This is a genomic window from Enterobacter sp. MGH119 (genome assembly GCF_001037675.1).
In the GTDB taxonomy this organism is placed as follows: domain Bacteria; phylum Pseudomonadota; class Gammaproteobacteria; order Enterobacterales; family Enterobacteriaceae; genus Enterobacter; species Enterobacter hormaechei_C.
Genome location: NZ_KQ089930.1, coordinates 348,899 through 368,833, shown reverse-complemented (window position 1 = coordinate 368,833; position 19,935 = coordinate 348,899). Strand labels below are relative to the sequence as shown.

18 protein-coding genes and 1 other RNA gene are annotated in these 19,935 nt (G+C 55.8%); 14 read left to right on the top strand and 5 right to left on the bottom strand.

Annotation, left to right across the window (positions count from 1 at the left end; translation table 11 throughout):
* Positions 1-13 precede the first annotated feature (13 nt).
* Positions 14-772, bottom strand: coding sequence for a metalloprotease LoiP (locus SK53_RS13130; RefSeq protein ID WP_003860073.1), 759 nt, complete (start codon positions 770-772; stop codon positions 14-16).
* A 272-nt stretch (positions 773-1,044) separates the two neighbouring features.
* Between SK53_RS13130 and tkt the strand changes: the two genes are divergently transcribed.
* From tkt to SK53_RS13095, 7 genes are all read left to right on the top strand, one after another.
* Complete coding sequence (gene tkt, locus SK53_RS13125; protein WP_003860074.1) at positions 1,045-3,036, top strand: transketolase; 1,992 nt, start codon at positions 1,045-1,047, stop codon at positions 3,034-3,036.
* Positions 3,037-3,373: 337 nt separating this feature from the next.
* Positions 3,374-4,393, top strand: a complete 1,020-nt coding sequence (gene epd, locus SK53_RS13120) for an erythrose-4-phosphate dehydrogenase (protein WP_003860076.1) — start codon at positions 3,374-3,376, stop codon at positions 4,391-4,393.
* Between the two features lie 49 nt (positions 4,394-4,442).
* Positions 4,443-5,606, top strand: coding sequence for a phosphoglycerate kinase (gene pgk / locus SK53_RS13115; protein ID WP_003860077.1), 1,164 nt, complete (start codon positions 4,443-4,445; stop codon positions 5,604-5,606).
* Positions 5,607-5,698: 92 nt separating this feature from the next.
* Entirely contained in the window at positions 5,699-6,778 is a 1,080-nt protein-coding gene (gene fbaA, locus SK53_RS13110; protein ID WP_003860079.1) for a class II fructose-bisphosphate aldolase, read from the top strand.
* 187 nt (positions 6,779-6,965) lie between these two features.
* Positions 6,966-7,820: a small-conductance mechanosensitive channel MscS gene (locus SK53_RS13105; protein ID WP_022651818.1), complete on the top strand. Its 855-nt coding sequence runs from the start codon at positions 6,966-6,968 to the stop codon at positions 7,818-7,820.
* A 145-nt stretch (positions 7,821-7,965) separates the two neighbouring features.
* Complete coding sequence (gene argO, locus SK53_RS13100; protein WP_039269094.1) at positions 7,966-8,601, top strand: arginine exporter ArgO; 636 nt, start codon at positions 7,966-7,968, stop codon at positions 8,599-8,601.
* Between the two features lie 92 nt (positions 8,602-8,693).
* A complete protein-coding gene (locus SK53_RS13095) occupies positions 8,694-9,434 on the top strand; it encodes an oxidative stress defense protein (protein ID WP_003860087.1) in 741 nt (246 codons plus the stop codon).
* 48 nt (positions 9,435-9,482) lie between these two features.
* Here SK53_RS13095 and argP read toward each other — a convergent pair whose 3' ends face one another.
* Positions 9,483-10,376: a DNA-binding transcriptional regulator ArgP gene (gene argP, locus SK53_RS13090; RefSeq protein WP_003860089.1), complete on the bottom strand. Its 894-nt coding sequence runs from the start codon at positions 10,374-10,376 to the stop codon at positions 9,483-9,485.
* Positions 10,377-10,503: 127 nt separating this feature from the next.
* Between argP and rpiA the strand changes: the two genes are divergently transcribed.
* On the top strand, positions 10,504-11,163 hold the full coding sequence (gene rpiA / locus SK53_RS13085; RefSeq protein WP_003860091.1) for a ribose-5-phosphate isomerase RpiA: 660 nt from the start codon (positions 10,504-10,506) through the stop codon (positions 11,161-11,163).
* Between the two features lie 266 nt (positions 11,164-11,429).
* Entirely contained in the window at positions 11,430-12,662 is a 1,233-nt protein-coding gene (serA, locus tag SK53_RS13080) for a phosphoglycerate dehydrogenase (protein WP_023314806.1), read from the top strand.
* 102 nt (positions 12,663-12,764) lie between these two features.
* Here the strand turns inward: serA and SK53_RS13075 are convergent, their stop codons facing one another.
* From SK53_RS13075 to zapA, 3 genes are all read right to left on the bottom strand, one after another.
* Positions 12,765-13,361, bottom strand: a complete 597-nt coding sequence (locus tag SK53_RS13075) for a 5-formyltetrahydrofolate cyclo-ligase (protein WP_003860095.1) — start codon at positions 13,359-13,361, stop codon at positions 12,765-12,767.
* A gap of 24 nt (positions 13,362-13,385) precedes the next feature.
* Positions 13,386-13,569, bottom strand: a non-coding RNA gene (ssrS, locus tag SK53_RS22815) — 6S RNA.
* 41 nt (positions 13,570-13,610) lie between these two features.
* Positions 13,611-13,940: a cell division protein ZapA gene (zapA, locus tag SK53_RS13070; RefSeq protein WP_003860096.1), complete on the bottom strand. Its 330-nt coding sequence runs from the start codon at positions 13,938-13,940 to the stop codon at positions 13,611-13,613.
* 167 nt (positions 13,941-14,107) lie between these two features.
* Here zapA and SK53_RS13065 point away from each other — a divergent pair, with 167 nt between their 5' ends.
* From SK53_RS13065 to gcvT, 5 genes are all read left to right on the top strand, one after another.
* On the top strand, positions 14,108-14,686 hold the full coding sequence (locus SK53_RS13065) for a YecA/YgfB family protein (protein ID WP_003860099.1): 579 nt from the start codon (positions 14,108-14,110) through the stop codon (positions 14,684-14,686).
* A 31-nt stretch (positions 14,687-14,717) separates the two neighbouring features.
* Entirely contained in the window at positions 14,718-16,031 is a 1,314-nt protein-coding gene (gene pepP / locus SK53_RS13060; protein ID WP_086527952.1) for a Xaa-Pro aminopeptidase, read from the top strand.
* A complete protein-coding gene (gene ubiH / locus SK53_RS13055; RefSeq protein ID WP_003860103.1) occupies positions 16,028-17,206 on the top strand; it encodes a 2-octaprenyl-6-methoxyphenyl hydroxylase in 1,179 nt (392 codons plus the stop codon). Before pepP ends, ubiH begins: the two co-directional genes overlap by 4 nt.
* Positions 17,207-17,218: 12 nt before the next feature.
* Entirely contained in the window at positions 17,219-18,421 is a 1,203-nt protein-coding gene (gene ubiI / locus SK53_RS13050; protein WP_048209578.1) for an FAD-dependent 2-octaprenylphenol hydroxylase, read from the top strand.
* 397 nt (positions 18,422-18,818) lie between these two features.
* Positions 18,819-19,913, top strand: a complete 1,095-nt coding sequence (gene gcvT, locus SK53_RS13045) for a glycine cleavage system aminomethyltransferase GcvT (protein WP_003860107.1) — start codon at positions 18,819-18,821, stop codon at positions 19,911-19,913.
* Positions 19,914-19,935 lie beyond the last annotated feature (22 nt).

Below are 19,935 nucleotides of genomic sequence, written 5' to 3'. Positions count from 1 at the left end.
CCGGGCCGGAGTATTATTTAATACCGTCTGCCGCCATGCGGTCACGGATATGCTGCGCGCGTTCAACGGAGGCCGGGTGATCGTCAAACATGGAGCTTTGACGGCCTTCCTCCAGTTTCGCCAGTTTTTCGAAGCTGGTGGCTAAACCTGATGGGTTGATGCCGCGCTTGCGCAACAGATCGTAAGAATAGTCATCCGCTTCCGACTCCTGACGCTGGGAGAACTGGGAGTTAACCAGTTTCTCACCCACGTCGCCCAGCTGCGACTGGGACAGGCTGCCGACAATGCCGCCCGCAGAGGCCGCCGCTGCACGCACGGCATTGGTGCCCAGCGCAACCTGCATCCCTTTCTTCACGTGACCCAGAGCAACGTGACCCATTTCATGGCCGATCACCGCTTCCACTTCGTTGTCGGTCATCATGTCCATCAGGCCGCTGTATACGCGGATACAGCCGTTAGCCATCGCGAAGGCGTTGACGTCTTTCGCCATATACACCTTGTAGTTCACCGGCTGACCGTTAATGTTGTCGCCCAGCGCGGAAGCAATCTTGTTCAGACGCTGCGTGTAGGTGCTGTTTGCCGGGGCAAGCGTAGCTTTTCCATCCATATCCTTACAGGCCTCGTCGCTCAGCGCTTTCACCTGCGCATCGCTCAGTGAGTAGGCCTGAAAAGCTTCTGCGCCTGAGGTCATCAGGCCGTTAGAATCCATATTCTGACAGCCGCTTAGCAGGAGCGTTGTTCCCACAGCCAGCCCGATTGCACGCATTTTCATGATGTTGCTTCCGTACTCGTTAATCTGAATTAATTCCGAAAAATGCACCGTCAACGAAGCCGGTGTCGGGCTAAGTATAAGGAATATCTACAGGGGCGGGCGAGCAGATTGCGCAACATGCGAGCATGATCCAGAGATTTCTTAAGCTGCCAAAGAATGGTCCATGTACATGCCCTGCGGCTTGGGTTACATTGTTGGCACTTTTTTCCGGCGTAGCCCAAAACGCGCTGTCGTCAAGGGCATGGCCTTTAACAGTCCGATCTGGAGTTAAAATGTCCTCACGTAAAGAGCTTGCTAATGCTATTCGTGCGCTGAGCATGGACGCAGTACAGAAAGCCAAATCCGGCCACCCGGGTGCCCCTATGGGCATGGCTGACATCGCCGAAGTCCTGTGGCGTGATTTCCTTAACCACAACCCGCAGAACCCGGCATGGGCAGACCGCGACCGTTTCGTGCTGTCTAACGGCCACGGCTCTATGCTGATCTACAGCCTGCTGCACCTCACTGGCTACGATCTGCCAATCGAAGAGCTGAAAAACTTCCGTCAGCTGCACTCCAAAACTCCAGGTCATCCGGAAGTAGGCTACACCGCTGGCGTTGAAACCACTACCGGTCCGCTGGGTCAGGGCATCGCTAACGCCGTAGGTATGGCGATTGCAGAGAAGACCCTGGCGGCGCAGTTTAACCGTCCTGGCCACGACATCGTTGACCACTTCACCTACGCCTTCCTGGGCGACGGCTGCATGATGGAAGGCATTTCTCACGAAGTGTGCTCCCTGGCAGGCACCCTGAAGCTGGGTAAACTGGTTGCGTTCTACGACGACAACGGCATTTCCATCGACGGCCACGTTGAAGGCTGGTTCACTGACGACACCGCCGCACGTTTCGAAGCCTACGGCTGGCATGTTGTGCGCGGCGTTGATGGCCACGATGCTGACTCGATTAAACGTGCCGTAGAAGAAGCGCGCGCCGTGACCGACAAACCGTCCCTGCTGATGTGCAAAACCATCATCGGCTTCGGTTCTCCGAACAAAGCGGGCACTCACGACTCCCACGGCGCACCGCTGGGCGACGCGGAAATTGCACTGACCCGTGAAGCGCTGGGCTGGAAACACCCTGCCTTCGAAATCCCGTCTGAAATCTACGCTCAGTGGGATGCGAAAGAAGTGGGTCAGGCGAAAGAAGCGGCCTGGAACGAGAAGTTCGCGGCTTACGCGAAAGCCTTCCCACAGGAAGCGGCTGAGTTCACCCGTCGTATGAAAGGTGACATGCCGTCTGACTTCGACGCCAAAGCGAACGAGTTCATCGCGAAGTTGCAGGCGAACCCAGCCAAGATCGCCAGCCGTAAAGCATCTCAGAATGCGATCGAAGCGTTTGGCCCTCTGCTTCCAGAATTCCTCGGCGGCTCCGCTGACCTGGCGCCATCAAACCTGACCCTGTGGTCCGGATCTAAGCCAATCAACGAAGATACTGCCGGTAACTACATCCATTACGGTGTACGTGAGTTCGGTATGACTGCGATTGCCAACGGTATCGCTCTGCACGGTGGTTTCCTGCCGTACACTTCTACCTTCCTGATGTTTGTGGAATATGCACGTAACGCCGTGCGTATGGCTGCGCTGATGAAACAGCGTCAGGTGATGGTCTACACCCACGACTCCATCGGTCTGGGCGAAGATGGTCCAACTCACCAGCCAGTAGAGCAGGTGGCTTCCCTGCGCGTGACCCCGAACATGAGCACATGGCGTCCATGTGACCAGGTTGAATCTGCGGTGGCGTGGAAATACGGCGTTGAGCGTCAGGACGGTCCAACCGCGCTGATCCTCTCCCGTCAGAACCTGGCGCAGCAGGAGCGTACTCCAGAGCAGCTGGCGAACATCGCACGCGGTGGTTACGTGCTGAAAGATTGCGCGGGCCAGCCTGAGCTGATCTTCATCGCCACCGGTTCAGAAGTTGAACTGGCTGTAGCAGCATGGGAAAAACTGACTGCCGAAGGCGTGAAGGCGCGTGTGGTTTCCATGCCGTCTACCGATGCGTTCGACAAGCAGGATGCCGCGTACCGCGAATCCGTACTGCCTAAAGCGGTCTCCGCTCGCGTGGCAGTGGAAGCGGGTATCGCAGACTACTGGTTCAAATACGTGGGTCTGAACGGCGCTATCGTCGGGATGACCACGTTTGGTGAGTCTGCGCCAGCTGAACAGCTGTTTGAAGAGTTCGGCTTCACCGTTGAAAACGTTGTCGCTAAGGCGAAAGAACTGCTGTAATTGTTTGTCCGGTGCGGGCTGATGCCCTCACCCTGGCTCTCTCCCACGGGGAGAGGGAGAATAAAGTAGGCCGGGTAAGCGCTAACGCGCCACCCGGCTTTTTTGTAAGCATTATTCCACCCAAAATGTGACGCAAGTCATATAGCTCGCTTATTCATCTGGACAGACATTCCTTTTATTCCCCGATTCGCTTATTCTTGCTGAAGCGTTTCAGTCGATTAAATGTTCGACAATTGACCAATCAATCGCAGTTTGTGACAGCAAGGATTCCCCTTCGGGCGTCGCTGGATTACTCTTTCAGCCACCTCAAACTCAGGGATAGCTTTGCAGGAGATCTATGACCGTACGCGTAGCGATTAATGGCTTCGGTCGCATCGGGCGCAACGTGGTTCGTGCTTTATATGAATCCGGGCGTCGTGCGGAAATCACCGTGGTGGCAATCAATGAACTGGCGGATGCTGCGGGCATGGCACATTTGTTGAAATATGACACCAGCCACGGTCGCTTTGCCTGGGATGTTCGCCAGGAAAGGGAACAGCTGTTCGTCGGTGACGATGCCATCCGCGTGCTGCATGAGAACAGTATTGAAGGGCTGCCCTGGCGCGAACTGGGTGTGGATGTGGTGCTGGACTGTACCGGCGTGTACGGTAACCGTGAACATGGCGAAGCGCATCTGAATGCTGGCGCGAAAAAAGTGCTGTTCTCCCATCCCGGCAGTAACGACCTCGACGCCACCGTCGTGTTTGGTGTTAACCAGCACGAGCTGCACGCTGAACACCGCATTGTCTCCAACGCCTCCTGCACCACCAACTGCATTATTCCGGTCATTAAACTGTTAGACGATGCTTATGGCATTGAATCCGGCACCGTGACCACGATTCACTCCGCCATGCACGATCAGCAGGTAATCGACGCCTACCATCCGGATTTACGACGCACTCGCGCGGCGAGCCAGTCAATCATTCCGGTGGATACGAAACTGGCTGCCGGGATCACCCGTATTTTCCCGCAGTTTAACGACCGTTTTGAAGCGATTGCCGTGCGCGTTCCGACGATAAACGTCACCGCAATCGATCTTAGCGTGACGGTGAAAAAACCGGTAAAAGCCTGTGAAGTCAACCTGTTGCTGCAAAAAGCGGCACAGGGAGCATTTCATGGTATAGTTGACTATACGGAATTACCGTTGGTCTCAGTAGATTTTAACCACGACCCGCATAGCGCCATCGTGGATGGCACGCAGACGCGAGTCAGTGGTGCGCACCTCATCAAGACGCTGGTCTGGTGTGATAACGAATGGGGCTTTGCTAACCGAATGCTCGACACCACGTTAGCCATGGCCGCGAAAGGTTTCAGGTAGAGCGCACCTTGCGCTTGCAAAACTTTAAGAATCAACGAGAGGATTCACCATGTCTGTAATTAAGATGACCGATCTGGATCTGGCAGGTAAACGCGTTTTCATCCGTGCCGATCTGAACGTACCGGTTAAAGATGGCAAAGTGACCAGCGACGCGCGTATCCGTGCATCTCTGCCAACCATTGAACTGGCTCTGAAGCAGGGCGCTAAAGTGATGGTCACCTCCCACCTGGGCCGTCCAACTGAAGGCGAGTACAACGAAGAGTTCTCTCTGCTGCCGGTTGTTAATTACCTGAAAGACAAACTGTCCAGCCCGGTTCGCCTGGTGAAAGATTACCTGGACGGCGTGGAAGTTGCCGAAGGTGAGCTGGTTGTTCTGGAAAACGTTCGCTTCAACAAAGGCGAAAAGAAAGACGACGAAACCCTGTCCAAAAAATACGCTGCGCTGTGCGACGTATTCGTGATGGATGCATTCGGTACGGCTCACCGTGCGCAGGCATCTACCCACGGTATCGGTAAATTCGCAGACGTCGCCTGTGCAGGTCCGCTGCTGGCTGACGAACTGGAAGCGCTGGGTAAAGCACTGAAAGAACCTGCTCGTCCAATGGTCGCTATCGTTGGTGGTTCTAAAGTTTCTACCAAACTGACCGTACTGGATTCTCTGTCCAAAATCGCTGACCAGCTGATCGTTGGCGGTGGTATCGCGAACACCTTCGTTGCTGCGCAAGGCCACAACGTGGGTAAATCCCTGTACGAAGCGGATCTGGTTGACGAAGCCAAACGTCTGCTGGGTACCTGTGATATCCCGGTTCCAACTGACGTTCGCGTGGCAACCGAGTTCTCCGAAACTGCTACCGCAACCCTGAAATCTGTTAACGACATCAAAGATGAAGAGCAGATTCTGGACCTGGGCGACGTTTCTGCACAGAAACTGGCTGAAATCCTGAAAAACGCAAAAACTATCCTGTGGAACGGTCCTGTCGGCGTGTTCGAATTCCCGAACTTCCGCAAAGGGACTGAGATCGTGGCTAACGCAATCGCAGACAGCGAAGCGTTCTCTATCGCAGGCGGTGGTGACACCCTGGCAGCAATCGACCTGTTCGGTATCGCTGACAAGATCTCCTACATCTCCACTGGTGGCGGCGCATTCCTCGAATTCGTGGAAGGCAAAGTTCTGCCAGCAGTAGCAATGCTCGAAGAGCGCGCTAAGAAGTAAGCCATTCAGGGGCAGGGAAACCTGCCCAATTTTCAGCGCGCTTATCAGAGCTCGCACCATTTCTAACGGCCGAAGATACAGGACTAAGCAACATGTCTAAAATTTTTGATTTCGTAAAACCTGGCGTTATCACTGGTGATGACGTACAGAAAGTGTTCCAGGTAGCTAAAGAAAACAACTTCGCTCTGCCAGCAGTTAACTGCGTGGGTACCGACTCCATCAACGCCGTACTGGAAACTGCTGCTAAAGTTAAAGCTCCAGTTATCGTTCAGTTCTCTAACGGCGGCGCTGCGTTCATCGCAGGTAAAGGCGTGAAAACTGACATTCCTCAGGGTGCTGCAATCCTGGGCGCTATCTCTGGCGCACATCACGTTCACCAGATGGCTGAGCACTACGGTGTTCCGGTTATCCTGCACACTGACCACTGCGCGAAAAAACTGCTGCCATGGATCGACGGTCTGCTGGACGCAGGTGAAAAACACTTCGCAGCAACCGGTAAGCCACTGTTCTCTTCTCACATGATCGACCTGTCCGAAGAGTCTCTGGAAGAAAACATCGAGATCTGCTCTAAGTACCTGGCGCGTATGTCCAAAATGGGCATGACCCTGGAAATCGAACTGGGTTGCACCGGCGGTGAAGAAGACGGTGTGGACAACAGCCACATGGACGCTTCTGCACTGTACACTCAGCCAGAAGACGTTGATTACGCTTACACCGAGCTGAGCAAAATCAGCCCACGCTTCACTATCGCAGCGTCCTTCGGTAACGTACACGGCGTATACAAACCAGGTAACGTGGTTCTGACCCCGACCATCCTGCGTGATTCTCAGGAATACGTGTCCAAAAAACACAACCTGCCGCACAACAGCCTGAACTTCGTCTTCCACGGCGGTTCCGGTTCTTCTGCTCAGGAAATCAAAGATTCCGTAAGCTACGGCGTAGTGAAAATGAATATCGATACCGACACCCAATGGGCAACCTGGGACGGTATCCTGCAATACTACAAAACCAACGAAGCTTACCTGCAAGGTCAGCTGGGCAACCCGAAAGGCGAAGACCAGCCGAACAAGAAATACTACGATCCACGCGTATGGCTGCGCGCTGCCCAGACTTCTATGATTACTCGTCTGGAGCAGGCATTCAAAGAACTGAACGCGGTTGACGTTCTGTAATTTGAGCTGTTCATAGCGTCAAGAAGGTCCGCATATGCGGGCCTTTTTTTATGCTTTTTCAATATCCTGCAATACCTGATTTTGTGATCTGTTTGGCAAAGCCGGTGCTTTTTGTTTACCCTTTACTGACCTGCCTGTCTCCATGGGGGATGGATTTTGTGTTTTGGTTTAACAAAAGGAAGAATAAATGGAACAACTTGATGTTGTAGACAGCATCAATAACGCGGGTAACTGGCTGGTGCGCAACCAGGCGCTACTGCTGAGCTACGCCGTGAATATTGTTGCCGCTATTGCCATCATCATTGTCGGGATGATCGTGGCGCGTATCGTTTCGAACGCTGTCAACCGGGTGATGGTCGCACGACACATTGATGCCACAGTCGCCGATTTCCTCTCCGCGCTGGTCCGTTACGGCATTATCGCCTTTACGCTGATTGCGGCGCTGGGGCGTGTCGGCGTGCAGACGGCATCCGTCATCGCTGTGCTCGGTGCTGCCGGTCTGGCCATTGGTCTGGCATTGCAGGGTTCGCTGTCTAACCTGGCGGCGGGCGTATTGCTGGTGACCTTCCGTCCGTTCCGTTCCGGTGAGTATGTGGATCTGGGCGGTATTGCCGGTACCGTGTTGCAGGTTCAGATTTTCTCCACGACCCTGCGTACCGTGGATGGTCGCATTGTGGTAGTCCCGAACGGGAAAATCATTGCGGGCAATATCATTAACTTCTCCCGCGAGCCGGTGCGTCGTAACGAGCTGATCATCAGCGTGGCGTACGACTCCGATATCGATCAGGTTAAGTCTCTGATTACCAACATCATTGCTTCAGATGACCGTATTCTGAAGGACCGCGAGCAGACCGTTCGTCTGAATGAGCTGGGCGCGTCATCTATTAATTTTGTGGTGCGCATCTGGAGCAAAAGCAGCGATCTTCAAAACGTTTACTGGGATGTGCTGGAGCGCATCAAGCGTGATTTCGATGCCAACGGCATCAGCTTCCCGTACCCGCAGATGGACGTAAACGTCAAAAAAGTCAAAGAAGCAGAGTAACGTCTCCCGTAGGCCCGGTAAGCGTCAGCGACACCGGGCTTTTCTTTTATTAGCCCAGCTAATCCCCAATTAATATTATCCATTTCCTCTAATGACGTTCCCGCAGTATAGTCTGCCTCCAGGACAACTCTGCGAGAATTACGTCATGTTATCTTATTATTTTCAGGGGCTTGTGTTAGGTGCGGCCATGATCCTTCCCCTTGGTCCACAAAATGCGTTCGTGATGAACCAGGGCATTCGCCGCCAGTATCATCTGATGATTGCCCTGCTGTGTGCGGTGAGCGATCTGCTGCTGATTTGCGCCGGGATTTTTGGCGGCAGCGCCCTGTTGATGCAGTCGCCGTGGCTGCTGGCGCTGGTTACCTGGGGCGGCGTAGCGTTTCTGCTGTGGTACGGGTTTGGTGCCCTGAAAACGGCCATGAGCAGCAATCTTGAGCTGGCGAGCGCCGAAGTGATGAAGCAGGGGCGCTGGAAGATTATCGTCACCATGCTCGCCGTAACGTGGCTTAACCCGCACGTCTACCTTGATACCTTTGTGGTGCTGGGCAGCCTGGGCGGACAGCTGGACGTTGAGCCGAAACGCTGGTTTGCGCTCGGTACGGTCAGCGCCTCCTTCCTCTGGTTCTTCGGTCTTGCGATCCTGGCGGCGTGGCTGGCGCCACGACTGCGTACCGCCAAAGCACAGCGCATTATCAATACCCTGGTGGGGCTGGTGATGTGGTTTATTGCCTTCCAGCTGGCGAAAGAGGGCATTCATCACGTACAGGGATTGTTCAACTAAGCGTTGTCTTATGGACATCTGGACAAGACCCGCTAAGCTTGCTGGCATGAGCCCTGTTAACAGGGCACTCTTCGCAACATGGAGGAATGACAGTGAAGTTTAAGGTGATGGCCCTGGCGGCATTAGTAAGTTTAGGTGCGGTGTCGGTGCAGGCGAATGAACTGCCAAACGGCCCGCACATTGTCACTTCAGGTACGGCAAGCGTGGATGCGGTACCGGATGTTGCAACCCTGGCAATTGAAGTGAACGTGGCGGCGAAAGATGCTGCTTCCGCTAAGAAACAGGCAGACGATCGTGTTGCGCAATACCTCTCTTTCCTGGAACAGAACGGTGTCGCGAAAAAAGACATCAGCTCTGCGAACCTGCGTACCCAACCGGATTACGACTACCAGAACGGCAAAAGCATCCTGAAAGGCTATCGCGCCGTGCGTACTGTAGAAGTGACCGTGCGCCAGCTTGATAAGCTCAACGGATTGCTGGATGGTGCGCTGAAGGCAGGGCTGAACGAAATTCGTTCCGTCTCGCTGGGCGTTGCGCAACCGGAGAAATATAAAGACGAAGCGCGTAAAGCGGCTATTGATGATGCCATTCATCAGGCGCAGCAGCTGGCATCCGGCTTTAAAAGCAAGCTCGGTCCGGTTTACAGCGTGCGATACCACGTTTCAAACTACCAGCCAAGCCCGATGGTGCGGATGATGAAGGCGGACGCCGCGCCGGTTTCTGCTCAGGAAACCTACGAGCAGCCAACCATTCAGTTCGACGATCAGGTTGATGTGGTGTTCCAGCTGGAGCCAACTCAAACTCAGCAAACTGAGGCGGCTAAGGCGCAGTAGTTTGCCCTCACCCTAACCCTCTCCCACAGGGAGAGGGAATTCAAGCGATTAATCCTGTCTCAACACCTTATGCCCAAACGCCAGTAGCGCGTCGGTGACGTTGCGCATCATGCGGCTTTCCGGGGCAAAACGGTGCCAGTAGAGCATCCGGCGCTGATACAGCCCCGGGGTTAAATCAATCAGCTCACCACTTTTCAACTCTTTCTCAATCTGCAAATGCGGGATCATGCAGCAGGTCGTGCCCTGACGCGCGAGCTGTACGAAGGCTTCGGACGAGTTAACGATATGACACGGCACGCTGCCCGGCGGCAAATCGAAGTTTTGTTGCAGGAAGGCCTGATGCATATCGTCCAGATGGTCGAACGCGACGGCAGGGGCTTTCAGCAGCGCGGCGCGAGTCACGCCGTTCGGGAAGTAGCGCTCTGCAAAGGCTTTTGAACCGACAAACAGGTAATCCAGCGCGCCCAGCTGATCCACCAGACAGCTTGGCAGCGCCTGCGGCTGAATACTGACCGCCCCAACCACTTCGCCACGGCGCAGGCGTTCCTGAGTGCGGGTCTCGTCTTCAACCTGAAGGTTCAGGCGGATTGGGGAGTCGGCCAGCACTGGCGCAAGGGCCGGCAGCAGCCAGGTTGCCAGACTGTCGGCGTTCACCGCCAGCGACAGCAGCAGCGGCGTGGAGCCGGTTTGTTCATCGCCCAGCCATTCATCTTCCAGCAGTTCAACCTGACGCAGCAGGGCGAGGAGCTTTTGTCCTTGCTCTGTCGGACGCGGCGGTACGGTACGCACCAGCAGCGGCTGCCCGAACATGTTTTCAAGCTGTTTGATACGCTGTGATACGGCGGACTGGGTGATGCACAGCTTTTGCGCCGCGCGCTCAAAACCGCGTTCACGAATAACTGCATCAAGTGCCTGTAGTGTTCTGTAGTCCGGACGTTTCATTGCTCTGGCTGACTCCTTAATTTTGCTTAATCTGCACTATGACACAATTTTCCCTTCGTGGCAGACGAAATCCATTCGACGTGTTCTATAATGCGCCCTGAGTTTTCACACCACAGGCAAAACGATCATGACGCAGGATGAACTGAAAAAAGCAGTAGGATGGGCCGCTCTCCAGTACGTACAGCCGGGTACCATTGTCGGTGTTGGTACGGGGTCGACGGCGGCGCACTTTATCGATGCGCTGGGCACGATGAAGGGGCAGATCGAGGGCGCGGTTTCCAGCTCCGATGCTTCCACGGAAAAGCTGAAAAGCCTCGGCATCACCGTTTTCGACCTCAACGAAGTGGACCGTCTGGGCATTTACGTTGATGGCGCGGATGAAATCAACGGCCACATGCAGATGATCAAAGGCGGTGGCGCGGCGCTGACCCGCGAAAAAATCATCGCTTCCGTGGCGGATAAGTTCATCTGCATCGCGGACGCCTCCAAGCAGGTCGACATTCTGGGGAATTTCCCGCTGCCGGTCGAAGTGATCCCGATGGCGCGCAGCGCGGTTGCCCGTCAACTTGTGAAGCTGGGCGGTCGTCCGGAATACCGTCAGGGTGTGGTGACCGACAACGGCAACGTGATCCTCGACGTTCACGGCCTTGAGATCCTCGATGCCATTGCGCTGGAAAATGCGATCAACGGCATTCCAGGCGTTGTTACCGTAGGGTTATTTGCCAACCGTGGCGCGGATGTGGCGCTGATCGGCACGGCTGACGGTGTAAAAACCATCGTAAAATGATCTGACGGGGGGAACGCTCCCCCCGCTAAAAAAATTTTGAAAAGCTAAATTCGGTGACTTGTGTCACGTTTTTCCGCCTCTTTTGCCGATCCTGCCACGTTCGTAATTTTCCGCAGCATTTTCCTCTGCCATTTTGCCCTGTATGACTTTTCTTCAGAGTGCCGACGCAAACGTTCATATTGCTGCAATAGTTTTTTTTGATATGTTGGCTGCACGGGATTTATATCCAGCACAACATCAGTTCAGATAAAAACAGGGTCGGGTAAATGGCAAAGGTATCACTGGAGAAAGACAAGATTAAATTCCTGCTGGTTGAAGGCGTGCACCAGAAAGCGCTCGATAGCCTTCGCGCAGCAGGCTACACCAACATCGAATTTCACAAAGGCGCGCTGGACACTGAAGAGCTGAAAGCGTCCATCCGTGATGCCCATTTCATTGGCCTGCGATCCCGTACCCAACTGACTGAAGACGTTATTGCTGCGGCGGAAAAGCTGGTGGCGATTGGCTGTTTCTGCATTGGCACCAACCAGGTTGATCTGAATGCCGCCGCAAAACGCGGTATCCCGGTCTTTAACGCGCCGTTCTCTAACACCCGTTCCGTGGCGGAGCTGGTAATTGGCGAGCTGCTGCTGCTCCTGCGCGGCATTCCGGAGGCTAACGCCAAAGCGCACCGCGGCGTGTGGAATAAGCTGGCTGCGGGCTCCTACGAAGCCCGTGGGAAAAAACTGGGTATCATCGGCTATGGCCACATCGGTACCCAGTTGGGGATTCTGGCGGAATCTCTCGGTATGCATGTCTATTTTTACGATATCGAAAGCAAGCTGCCGTTAGGCAATGCCACCCAGGTTCAACACCTGTCTGACCTGCTGAATATGAGTGACGTGGTAAGCCTGCACGTGCCGGAAAATGCGTCCACCAAAAACATGATGGGCGCAGAAGAGCTGGCGCTGATGAAGCCGGGCTCTCTGCTGATCAACGCCGCGCGTGGCACCGTGGTTGACATTCCTGCACTGTGCGACGCGCTGAAGCGTAAACATCTGGCGGGTGCGGCGATTGACGTGTTCCCGACGGAACCGGCCACCAACAGCGATCCGTTCACCTCTCCGTTGTGCGAGTTCGACAACGTGATCCTGACGCCGCACATCGGCGGTTCTACTCAGGAAGCGCAGGAGAATATCGGCCTGGAAGTGGCGGGTAAACTGAGCAAATATTCCGATAACGGTTCAACGCTCTCTGCGGTGAACTTCCCGGAGGTGTCTCTGCCGCTGCACGGTGGGCGTCGTCTGCTGCACATCCACGAAAACCGTCCTGGCGTGCTGACCGCCATCAACCAGATCTTTGCCGAGCAGGGCGTTAACATTGCTGCGCAGTATCTGCAAACTAACTCGCAGATGGGTTATGTGGTTATTGATATTGAAGCGGATGAAGACATCGCCGAGAAAGCATTGCAGAGCATGAAGGCCATTCCGGGGACGATTCGCGCGCGTCTGCTGTACTGATGGTGCGGTCTGTGGTGTCGGGTGGCGCTTACGCTTACCCGACCTACAATGTTCGATGATTTATGCAGGCCGGGTAAGGCGTAGCCGCCACCCGGCTTTATTCTACCAGGTCCAGGTTTTACTGGGCGTCACCACCGCCGGCAACGGCACATCCCATTTCTCTACGGGTAATACCTCCACGCCCTGGCAATCATGCGCATACCCCACCGGCTGCAATCCGTACTGCTGCCAGTTTTGCAGCGTCCTGTCATAGAACCCCCCGCCCATGCCTAATCGCTGGCCCTGCTCGTCAAACGCCACCAGCGGCGTAATCAGCACATCCAGTTCAGATAGCGGCAGCACGTCGCGCACGTCGAGTTTGGGTTCGGTGATTTTCAGACGATTTACCACCAGCTCGCTGTGCGGATGGTAGTGCAGAAACAGCAGATTGCCTCGGCTAAAGGGATGTAGCACCGGCAGATAAACTTTTTTCCCGGCGCGCCAGAGCTGGTCGATAAGCGGTTGGGTATCCAGCTCACCATCAAACGAGAGAAACAGGGCGACGGTGTTTGCCATCACCACAGGCGGATAGGCCATCATGCGGGCGGCGGCCTGCTGGGCAAAATGTGCCTGTTGCTCGGCGCTTAAGGCGCGACGACGCTGGCGAATAAGCTGACGGATGTCCTGGCGTGAAGCAGAAACTTCAGGGAATTGAGTCATGGTAGTCGGTAGAAGAAAAGAGAGGGAATCTCCGAGATGCCGCCGCAGGCTGTAACCCTTGAACCCTTGGTTCAAGGTGAATGTGTCGTCATAGTTTTAAGGCTTCTCGGACGGACCGAGCATGCTCACCAACCATGGAGCGCCACATTCTTGTGGTATGAAATATCGGCTCAGGGGACTGGCCCGCTTGCGAACATCTCAGAGAAATTTTGTCTTCACAGTTACTCTACCATAGTCAACTGAGAAGTGTTATTCAAACTTTGGTCCCGGTCTTTCGGGACTGCGACCTTGATCAAGCAATGCCTGTTCTATGGTCTGCTGGAGCATTTTAATGCGCTGCTCCATGCTTGCCGCGTAATCGCGGGTCTTCGCTTTTTCCTGAGTCAGTTCATAGCTGATGTTCAACGCGGCGATGAAAACCAGCTGCTCAGTATTTGTGACTCTAGTGCGTTCTTTTAGATCTTGCAACCGCTGATTCAAATCGTCCGCAGCCTGATTCAAGGCATCCCTTTGTTCAGGCGGACAATTCACTCGCAGTGAACGGCCAAAAATCTGGAGATCGACGGGTTGTGCAGACATGCCACCTTCCTGCTGATTGACTGCGCTGCCTTCGCTTACTGCCCCGGGGGCTGCGAAGGGGCGACACTATAGCTACCCTGATGTGAAGATACAAGCCCTTTTCTGGTATCACCAGGGTCCAAAGTGGTAGCATATCATGAATATCCTCCCTTTGATGACGAATGCGTATGTCTATACAGAACGAAATGCCTGGTTACAAGGATTTAAACCAGTTACTGAACCAGCAGGGAGTCGGTCTGACCCCTGCCGAAATGCACGGTCTGATCAGCGGCATACTGTGCGGCGGAAACAGCGACAGCTCATGGCAGCCGCTGATCCACGACCTCACCAACGAAGGGCTGGCGTTTGGCCACGAACTGGCGGAAGCGCTGCGTAAAATGCACGCCGCAACCAGCGATTCCCTGGAAGACGATGGCTTTCTTTTTCAGCTTTATCTGCCTGAAGGCGACGATGTCAGCGTCTTCGATCGCGCCGATGCGCTCGCGGGTTGGGTAAACCACTATCTTCTTGGCCTGGGCGTAACCCAGCCTAAACTGGATAAAGTGACCGGCGAAGCGGGTGAAGCGATCGACGATCTGCGTAATATCGCCCAGCTCGGCTACGATGAAGACGAAGACCAGGAAGAGCTGGAAATGTCTCTCGAAGAGATTATCGAGTACGTGCGCGTGGCGTCTCTGCTGTGCCACGACAACTTTACGCGCTCGCAGCCGACCGCGCCGGAAGTTCGCAAGCCAACATTACACTAAGAAAAATAACGCACAGGAGGGTGTCATGGTTATCTCCAGTCAAGAGTATTCTCGCCGTCGTCAGGCGCTGCTGGCAAAAATGCAGCCGGGAAGCGCTGCCCTGATTTTCGCCGCGCCGGAAGTGACGCGCAGCGCCGACAGCGAATACCCCTATCGCCAGAGCAGTGATTTCTGGTACTTCACCGGGTTTAACGAGCCGGAAGCGGTACTGGTGCTGATTAAAAGCAATGACACCCACAACCACAGCGTGATTTTTAACCGCGTGCGCGATCTGACCGCGGAAATCTGGTTTGGCCGCCGCTTAGGGCAGGAGGCGGCGCCGGAAAAACTGGGCGTGGACCGTGCGCTGGCCTACAGCGAAATCAACCAGCAGCTTTACCAACTGCTGAACGGCCTGGACGTGCTCTATCACGCGCAGGGCGAATACGCGTATGCGGATGACATTGTCTTCACCGCGCTGGATAAGCTGCGTAAAGGCTCACGTCAGAATTTGTCTGCACCCGCCACCCTGACGGACTGGCGACCGATGGTGCATGAGATGCGCCTGTTTAAGTCTGAAGAAGAGCTGAATGTGATGCGCCGCGCGGGCGAAATCAGCGCCCTGGCGCATACCCGCGCCATGGAAAAGTGCCGTCCCGGTATGTTCGAGTACCAGCTTGAAGGCGAAATTCACCATGAATTTAACCGTCACGGCGCGCGCTTCCCGTCCTATAACACCATCGTAGGCGGCGGTGAAAACGGCTGCATTCTGCACTACACCGAAAACGAAAGTGAACTGCGCGACGGCGATCTGGTGCTGATTGACGCGGGCTGTGAATATCAGGGTTACGCGGGCGACATCACCCGTACCTTCCCGGTGAACGGTAAATTCACCACCGCGCAGCGTGAAATCTATGACATCGTGCTTGAGTCTCTGGAGACCGCGCTGACGCTGTTCCGCCCTGGCACCTCCATCCAGGAGGTTACGGGCGAGGTGGTGCGCATCATGATTACCGGGCTGGTGAAGCTCGGCATTTTGAAAGGCGATGTGGACACCCTTATTACCGAAAACGCCCATCGTCCGTACTTTATGCACGGCCTGAGCCACTGGCTGGGGCTGGATGTGCATGACGTCGGGGCATACGGTCCGGAACGTTCGCGCGTGCTGGAGCCAGGCATGGTGCTGACCGTTGAGCCTGGGCTGTACATCGCGCCGGATGCCGACGTGCCAGAACAGTACCGCGGGATCGGCATTCGCATTGAAGATGACATCGTCATCACCGAAACCGGTAACGAAAACCTGACCGCGACCGTGGTGAAAAAAGCCGACGACATCGAGGCGCTGATGGCGGCGGCACGCGTATGAGCGTGATCATCGTTGGCGGAGGCATGACCGGCGCTACTCTGGCGCTGGCCATTTCGCAGTTAACCAAAGGCCAGCTTCCGGTGCATCTTGTTGAGGCGGTTGCGCCGCAGGCGGCCGATCATCCCGGCTTCGATGCCCGCGCCATCGCGCTGGCCCAGGGAACCTGCCAGCAGCTTGCGCGCATTGGCATCTGGCAGGCGATAGCGGACTGCGCGACGGCAATCGGCACCGTTCACGTCAGCGATCGCGGCCACGCCGGGTTTGTGACGCTGGATGCCCACGATTACCGAATTGAGGCACTGGGGCAGGTCGTCGAGCTGCATGACGTGGGGCTGCGGCTGTTCCGTCTGTTACAGGATGCCCCTGGCGTCACGCTGCACTGTCCGGCGCGCGTCGCCAGCTTCAGCCGCCGTGACGAGGCCGTCAGCGTGACGCTGGACAACGGCACCACGCTGGAGGGGCAACTGCTGGTGGCGGCAGATGGTTCACGCTCCGCGATCGCCACGCAGTGCGGCGTCGAATGGCGCTCTGAACCCTATGGACAGGCGGCGGTCATCGCTAATGTCTCTACGGCTGGCGCGCATAACGGCAGGGCATTTGAGCGCTTCACGGAGCACGGCCCGCTGGCCATGCTGCCGATGTCGAACGGGCGCTGCTCGCTGGTATGGTGCCATGCGCAGGATCGGGCCGATGAGGTTCTCTCCTGGTCCGACGAACGTTTTTGTTCCGAGCTGCAAAAGGCCTTCGGCTGGCGGCTTGGGCGCATCACCCACGCCGGAAAACGCGTGGCCTATCCGCTTGCGCTGACGACCGCATCGCAGACTGTCTCCCATCGCGTCGCCCTGGTCGGCAACGCCGCGCAGACGCTACACCCCATCGCCGGGCAAGGCTTCAACCTTGGCCTCCGTGACGTGATGAGCCTGGCCGAGCTCCTGGCCCGAACGTGGAGCGAACAACAGGATTGTGGCGCATACTCAGTGCTGAGCCATTACCAGAAACGACGCCAGGCGGACAAAGCGGCGACCATTGGCGTCACCGACGGTTTAGTCCACCTGTTTGCCAATCGCTGGGCACCGCTGGTTGCGGGTCGCAACCTTGGGCTTATGGCGATGGAACTGTTCATTCCGGCACGTGACGTGCTGGCGCAGCGGACCCTGGGTTGGGTCGCGCGTTAAGGAGTATTGACCGTGCAAAATGTTGATGTCGCCATTGTGGGCGGCGGAATGGTAGGACTGGCGCTGGCTTGTGGTTTACAGGGCAGCGGCCTGCGCGTGGCCGTGCTTGAGCAAAAAGCGCCGCAGCCTGTGGCGCAGGATGCACCGCCAGAGCTTCGCGTCTCGGCGATCAATGCCGCCAGCGAAAAGCTACTGACGCACCTTGGCGTCTGGTCTGAAATCGTGGCGCTCCGTGCCAGTTGCTATCACGGGATGGAAGTGTGGGACAAAGACAGCTTTGGCCGTATCGCGTTTGACGATGAAAGCATGGGTTACAGCCACCTTGGACATATCGTTGAAAACGTGGTGATCCACCACGCGCTGTGGCAGAAAGCGCAGCAGTGCAGCGACGTCACGCTGATCGCACCGGCGAAACTTCATCAGGTGGCGTGGGGCGAAAACGACGCGTTTATCACTCTTGAAAGTGGCGATATGCTGACTGCGCGTCTGGTAGTGGGTGCCGACGGCGCTAATTCCTGGCTCCGTAACAAAGCGGATATTCCGCTGACTTTCTGGGATTACCGTCATCACGCGTTGGTGGCCACAATCCGCACCGAAGAGCCGCACGGCGGCGTGGCGCGCCAGATTTTCCATAATGACGGCATTCTGGCCTTCCTGCCGCTTGCCGATCCGCATCTCTGCTCCATCGTCTGGTCCTTAGAGCCGGAGAAAGCGCAGCAGATGCAGGAGACGACGCCGGATGCCTTCAGTCAGGCGCTATGCGTGGCGTTTGATAACCGTCTGGGCCTGTGCGGGCTTGAAAGCGAACGCCAGACGTTTCCGTTAACCGGTCGCTACGCGCGTCAGTTTGCCGCGCACCGTCTGGCGCTGGTGGGGGATGCGGCGCATACCATTCATCCGCTGGCCGGGCAGGGAGTGAACCTCGGCTTTATGGACGCGGCTGAGCTGGTTGAAGAGCTGCGTCGCCTGCATCGGGAAGGCAAAGATATTGGTCAGCATCTGTATCTGCGTCGCTACGAGCGCAGCCGCAAACACAGTGCGGCGATGATGCTGGCGGGTATGCAGGGCTTCCGCGAGCTGTTTGCCGGAGCGAACCCGGCGAAAAAACTGCTGCGCGATATTGGCCTCAAACTGGCCGACACCCTTCCCGGAGTAAAACCGCAGCTTCTTCGTCAGGCAATGGGCCTCAACGATCTTCCCGACTGGTTACGTTAATCTCGATCCCCGTCACACTTTATTTTCCCGGCCTGCGCGCCGGGGAAATTCCCTCGTTTGAAATAATCTAATTTCACGTCATTTTTCGCATTAGAAAATCTAATCTTACTATTTTTATGTTACGGAAATTCGGCCCATTTTTCCGCATGAAATATCAGCATCTGCTAAATCCTGTTAGATCATTGTTAATTTTATGCGGGTTTAATCGCATTTTCCCAGTGAATAACTCTGTAGGCTTTTCAGCGATTTTTGGTCATAAGCTAATGTGATGACCCGTTTTACCTTATGGTTAACCGCCGGTTTAGGTGGTAAGTTCAGGTAAAAGAGAACGTTTGCGTCGGCCCCCGATCGCGAGGCCGACACCGGGTTTCACGGTGAATTTTTCAACGAGGAAAAGATGGCTCAACAGACTCCTTTGTACGAACAGCACGTGTTATGCGGTGCCCGCATGGTGGACTTCCACGGCTGGATGATGCCGCTGCACTACGGCTCGCAGATTGATGAGCACCACGCGGTGCGCACCGATGCCGGTATGTTCGACGTGTCTCATATGACGATTGTCGACCTGCGCGGTAGCCGCACCCGGGAGTTTTTGCGTTATCTGCTGGCAAACGACGTCGCCAAACTGAAGACGCCGGGCAAAGCGCTCTATACCGGTATGCTCAATGCCTCTGGCGGCGTGATTGACGACCTCATCGTCTACTACTTCACCGAAGATTTCTTCCGCCTCGTTGTAAACTCCGCCACCCGCGAAAAAGACCTCTCCTGGATTTCCCAACACGCTGAACCTTACGCCATTGACATCACTGTCCGTGACGATCTGTCGCTGATTGCCGTACAGGGGCCAAACGCCCAGGCGAAAGCCGCGTCTCTGTTCAGCGACGAGCAGCGCAAAGCCACCGAAGGCATGAAGCCATTCTTCGGCGTGCAGGCGGGGGATCTGTTTATCGCCACCACCGGCTACACCGGTGAAGCGGGCTATGAAATTGCCATGCCAAACGAGAAGGCCGCTGATTTCTGGCGTGCGCTGGTGGAGGCAGGTGTGAAGCCTGCGGGCCTGGGCGCGCGCGATACGCTGCGTCTGGAAGCGGGGATGAACCTCTACGGTCAGGAGATGGACGAAGGCGTCTCTCCGCTGGCCGCCAACATGGGCTGGACCATCGCATGGGAACCGGCTGACCGTGATTTTATTGGTCGTGAAGCGCTGGAGATGCAGCGCGAGAAGGGCACTGAACAGCTGGTAGGCCTGGTGATGAAAGAAAAAGGCGTGCTGCGCGGCGAGCTGCCGGTGCGCTTCACCGATGCCGATGGCAATCATCGCGAAGGCGTGATTACCAGCGGAACGTTCTCCCCGACGCTCGGCTACAGTATTGCCCTGGCACGCGTGCCGGCGGGGATTGGCGAAACGGCGGTGGTGCAGATCCGCAACCGCGAAATGCCGGTCAACGTGACCAAACCGATTTTTGTTCGCGCCGGTAAGCCGGTCGCCTAACTATTTTTATCAGGAGAACTTC

Coding starts and splice junctions, on each gene's coding strand:
- SK53_RS13130 (WP_003860073.1), bottom strand. CDS start 772: ATGAAAATGCGTGCAATCGGGCTGGCTGTGGGAACAACGCTCCTGCTA.
- zapA (WP_003860096.1), bottom strand. CDS start 13,940: ATGTCTGCACAACCCGTCGATCTCCAGATTTTTGGCCGTTCACTGCGA.
- gcvT (WP_003860107.1), top strand. CDS start 18,819: ATGGCTCAACAGACTCCTTTGTACGAACAGCACGTGTTATGCGGTGCC.
- SK53_RS13075 (WP_003860095.1), bottom strand. CDS start 13,361: ATGACTCAATTCCCTGAAGTTTCTGCTTCACGCCAGGACATCCGTCAG.
- rpiA (WP_003860091.1), top strand. CDS start 10,504: ATGACGCAGGATGAACTGAAAAAAGCAGTAGGATGGGCCGCTCTCCAG.
- argP (WP_003860089.1), bottom strand. CDS start 10,376: ATGAAACGTCCGGACTACAGAACACTACAGGCACTTGATGCAGTTATT.
- fbaA (WP_003860079.1), top strand. CDS start 5,699: ATGTCTAAAATTTTTGATTTCGTAAAACCTGGCGTTATCACTGGTGAT.
- ubiH (WP_003860103.1), top strand. CDS start 16,028: ATGAGCGTGATCATCGTTGGCGGAGGCATGACCGGCGCTACTCTGGCG.
- argO (WP_039269094.1), top strand. CDS start 7,966: ATGTTATCTTATTATTTTCAGGGGCTTGTGTTAGGTGCGGCCATGATC.
- SK53_RS13065 (WP_003860099.1), top strand. CDS start 14,108: ATGTCTATACAGAACGAAATGCCTGGTTACAAGGATTTAAACCAGTTA.
- tkt (WP_003860074.1), top strand. CDS start 1,045: ATGTCCTCACGTAAAGAGCTTGCTAATGCTATTCGTGCGCTGAGCATG.
- pgk (WP_003860077.1), top strand. CDS start 4,443: ATGTCTGTAATTAAGATGACCGATCTGGATCTGGCAGGTAAACGCGTT.
- epd (WP_003860076.1), top strand. CDS start 3,374: ATGACCGTACGCGTAGCGATTAATGGCTTCGGTCGCATCGGGCGCAAC.
- SK53_RS13105 (WP_022651818.1), top strand. CDS start 6,966: ATGGAACAACTTGATGTTGTAGACAGCATCAATAACGCGGGTAACTGG.
- serA (WP_023314806.1), top strand. CDS start 11,430: ATGGCAAAGGTATCACTGGAGAAAGACAAGATTAAATTCCTGCTGGTT.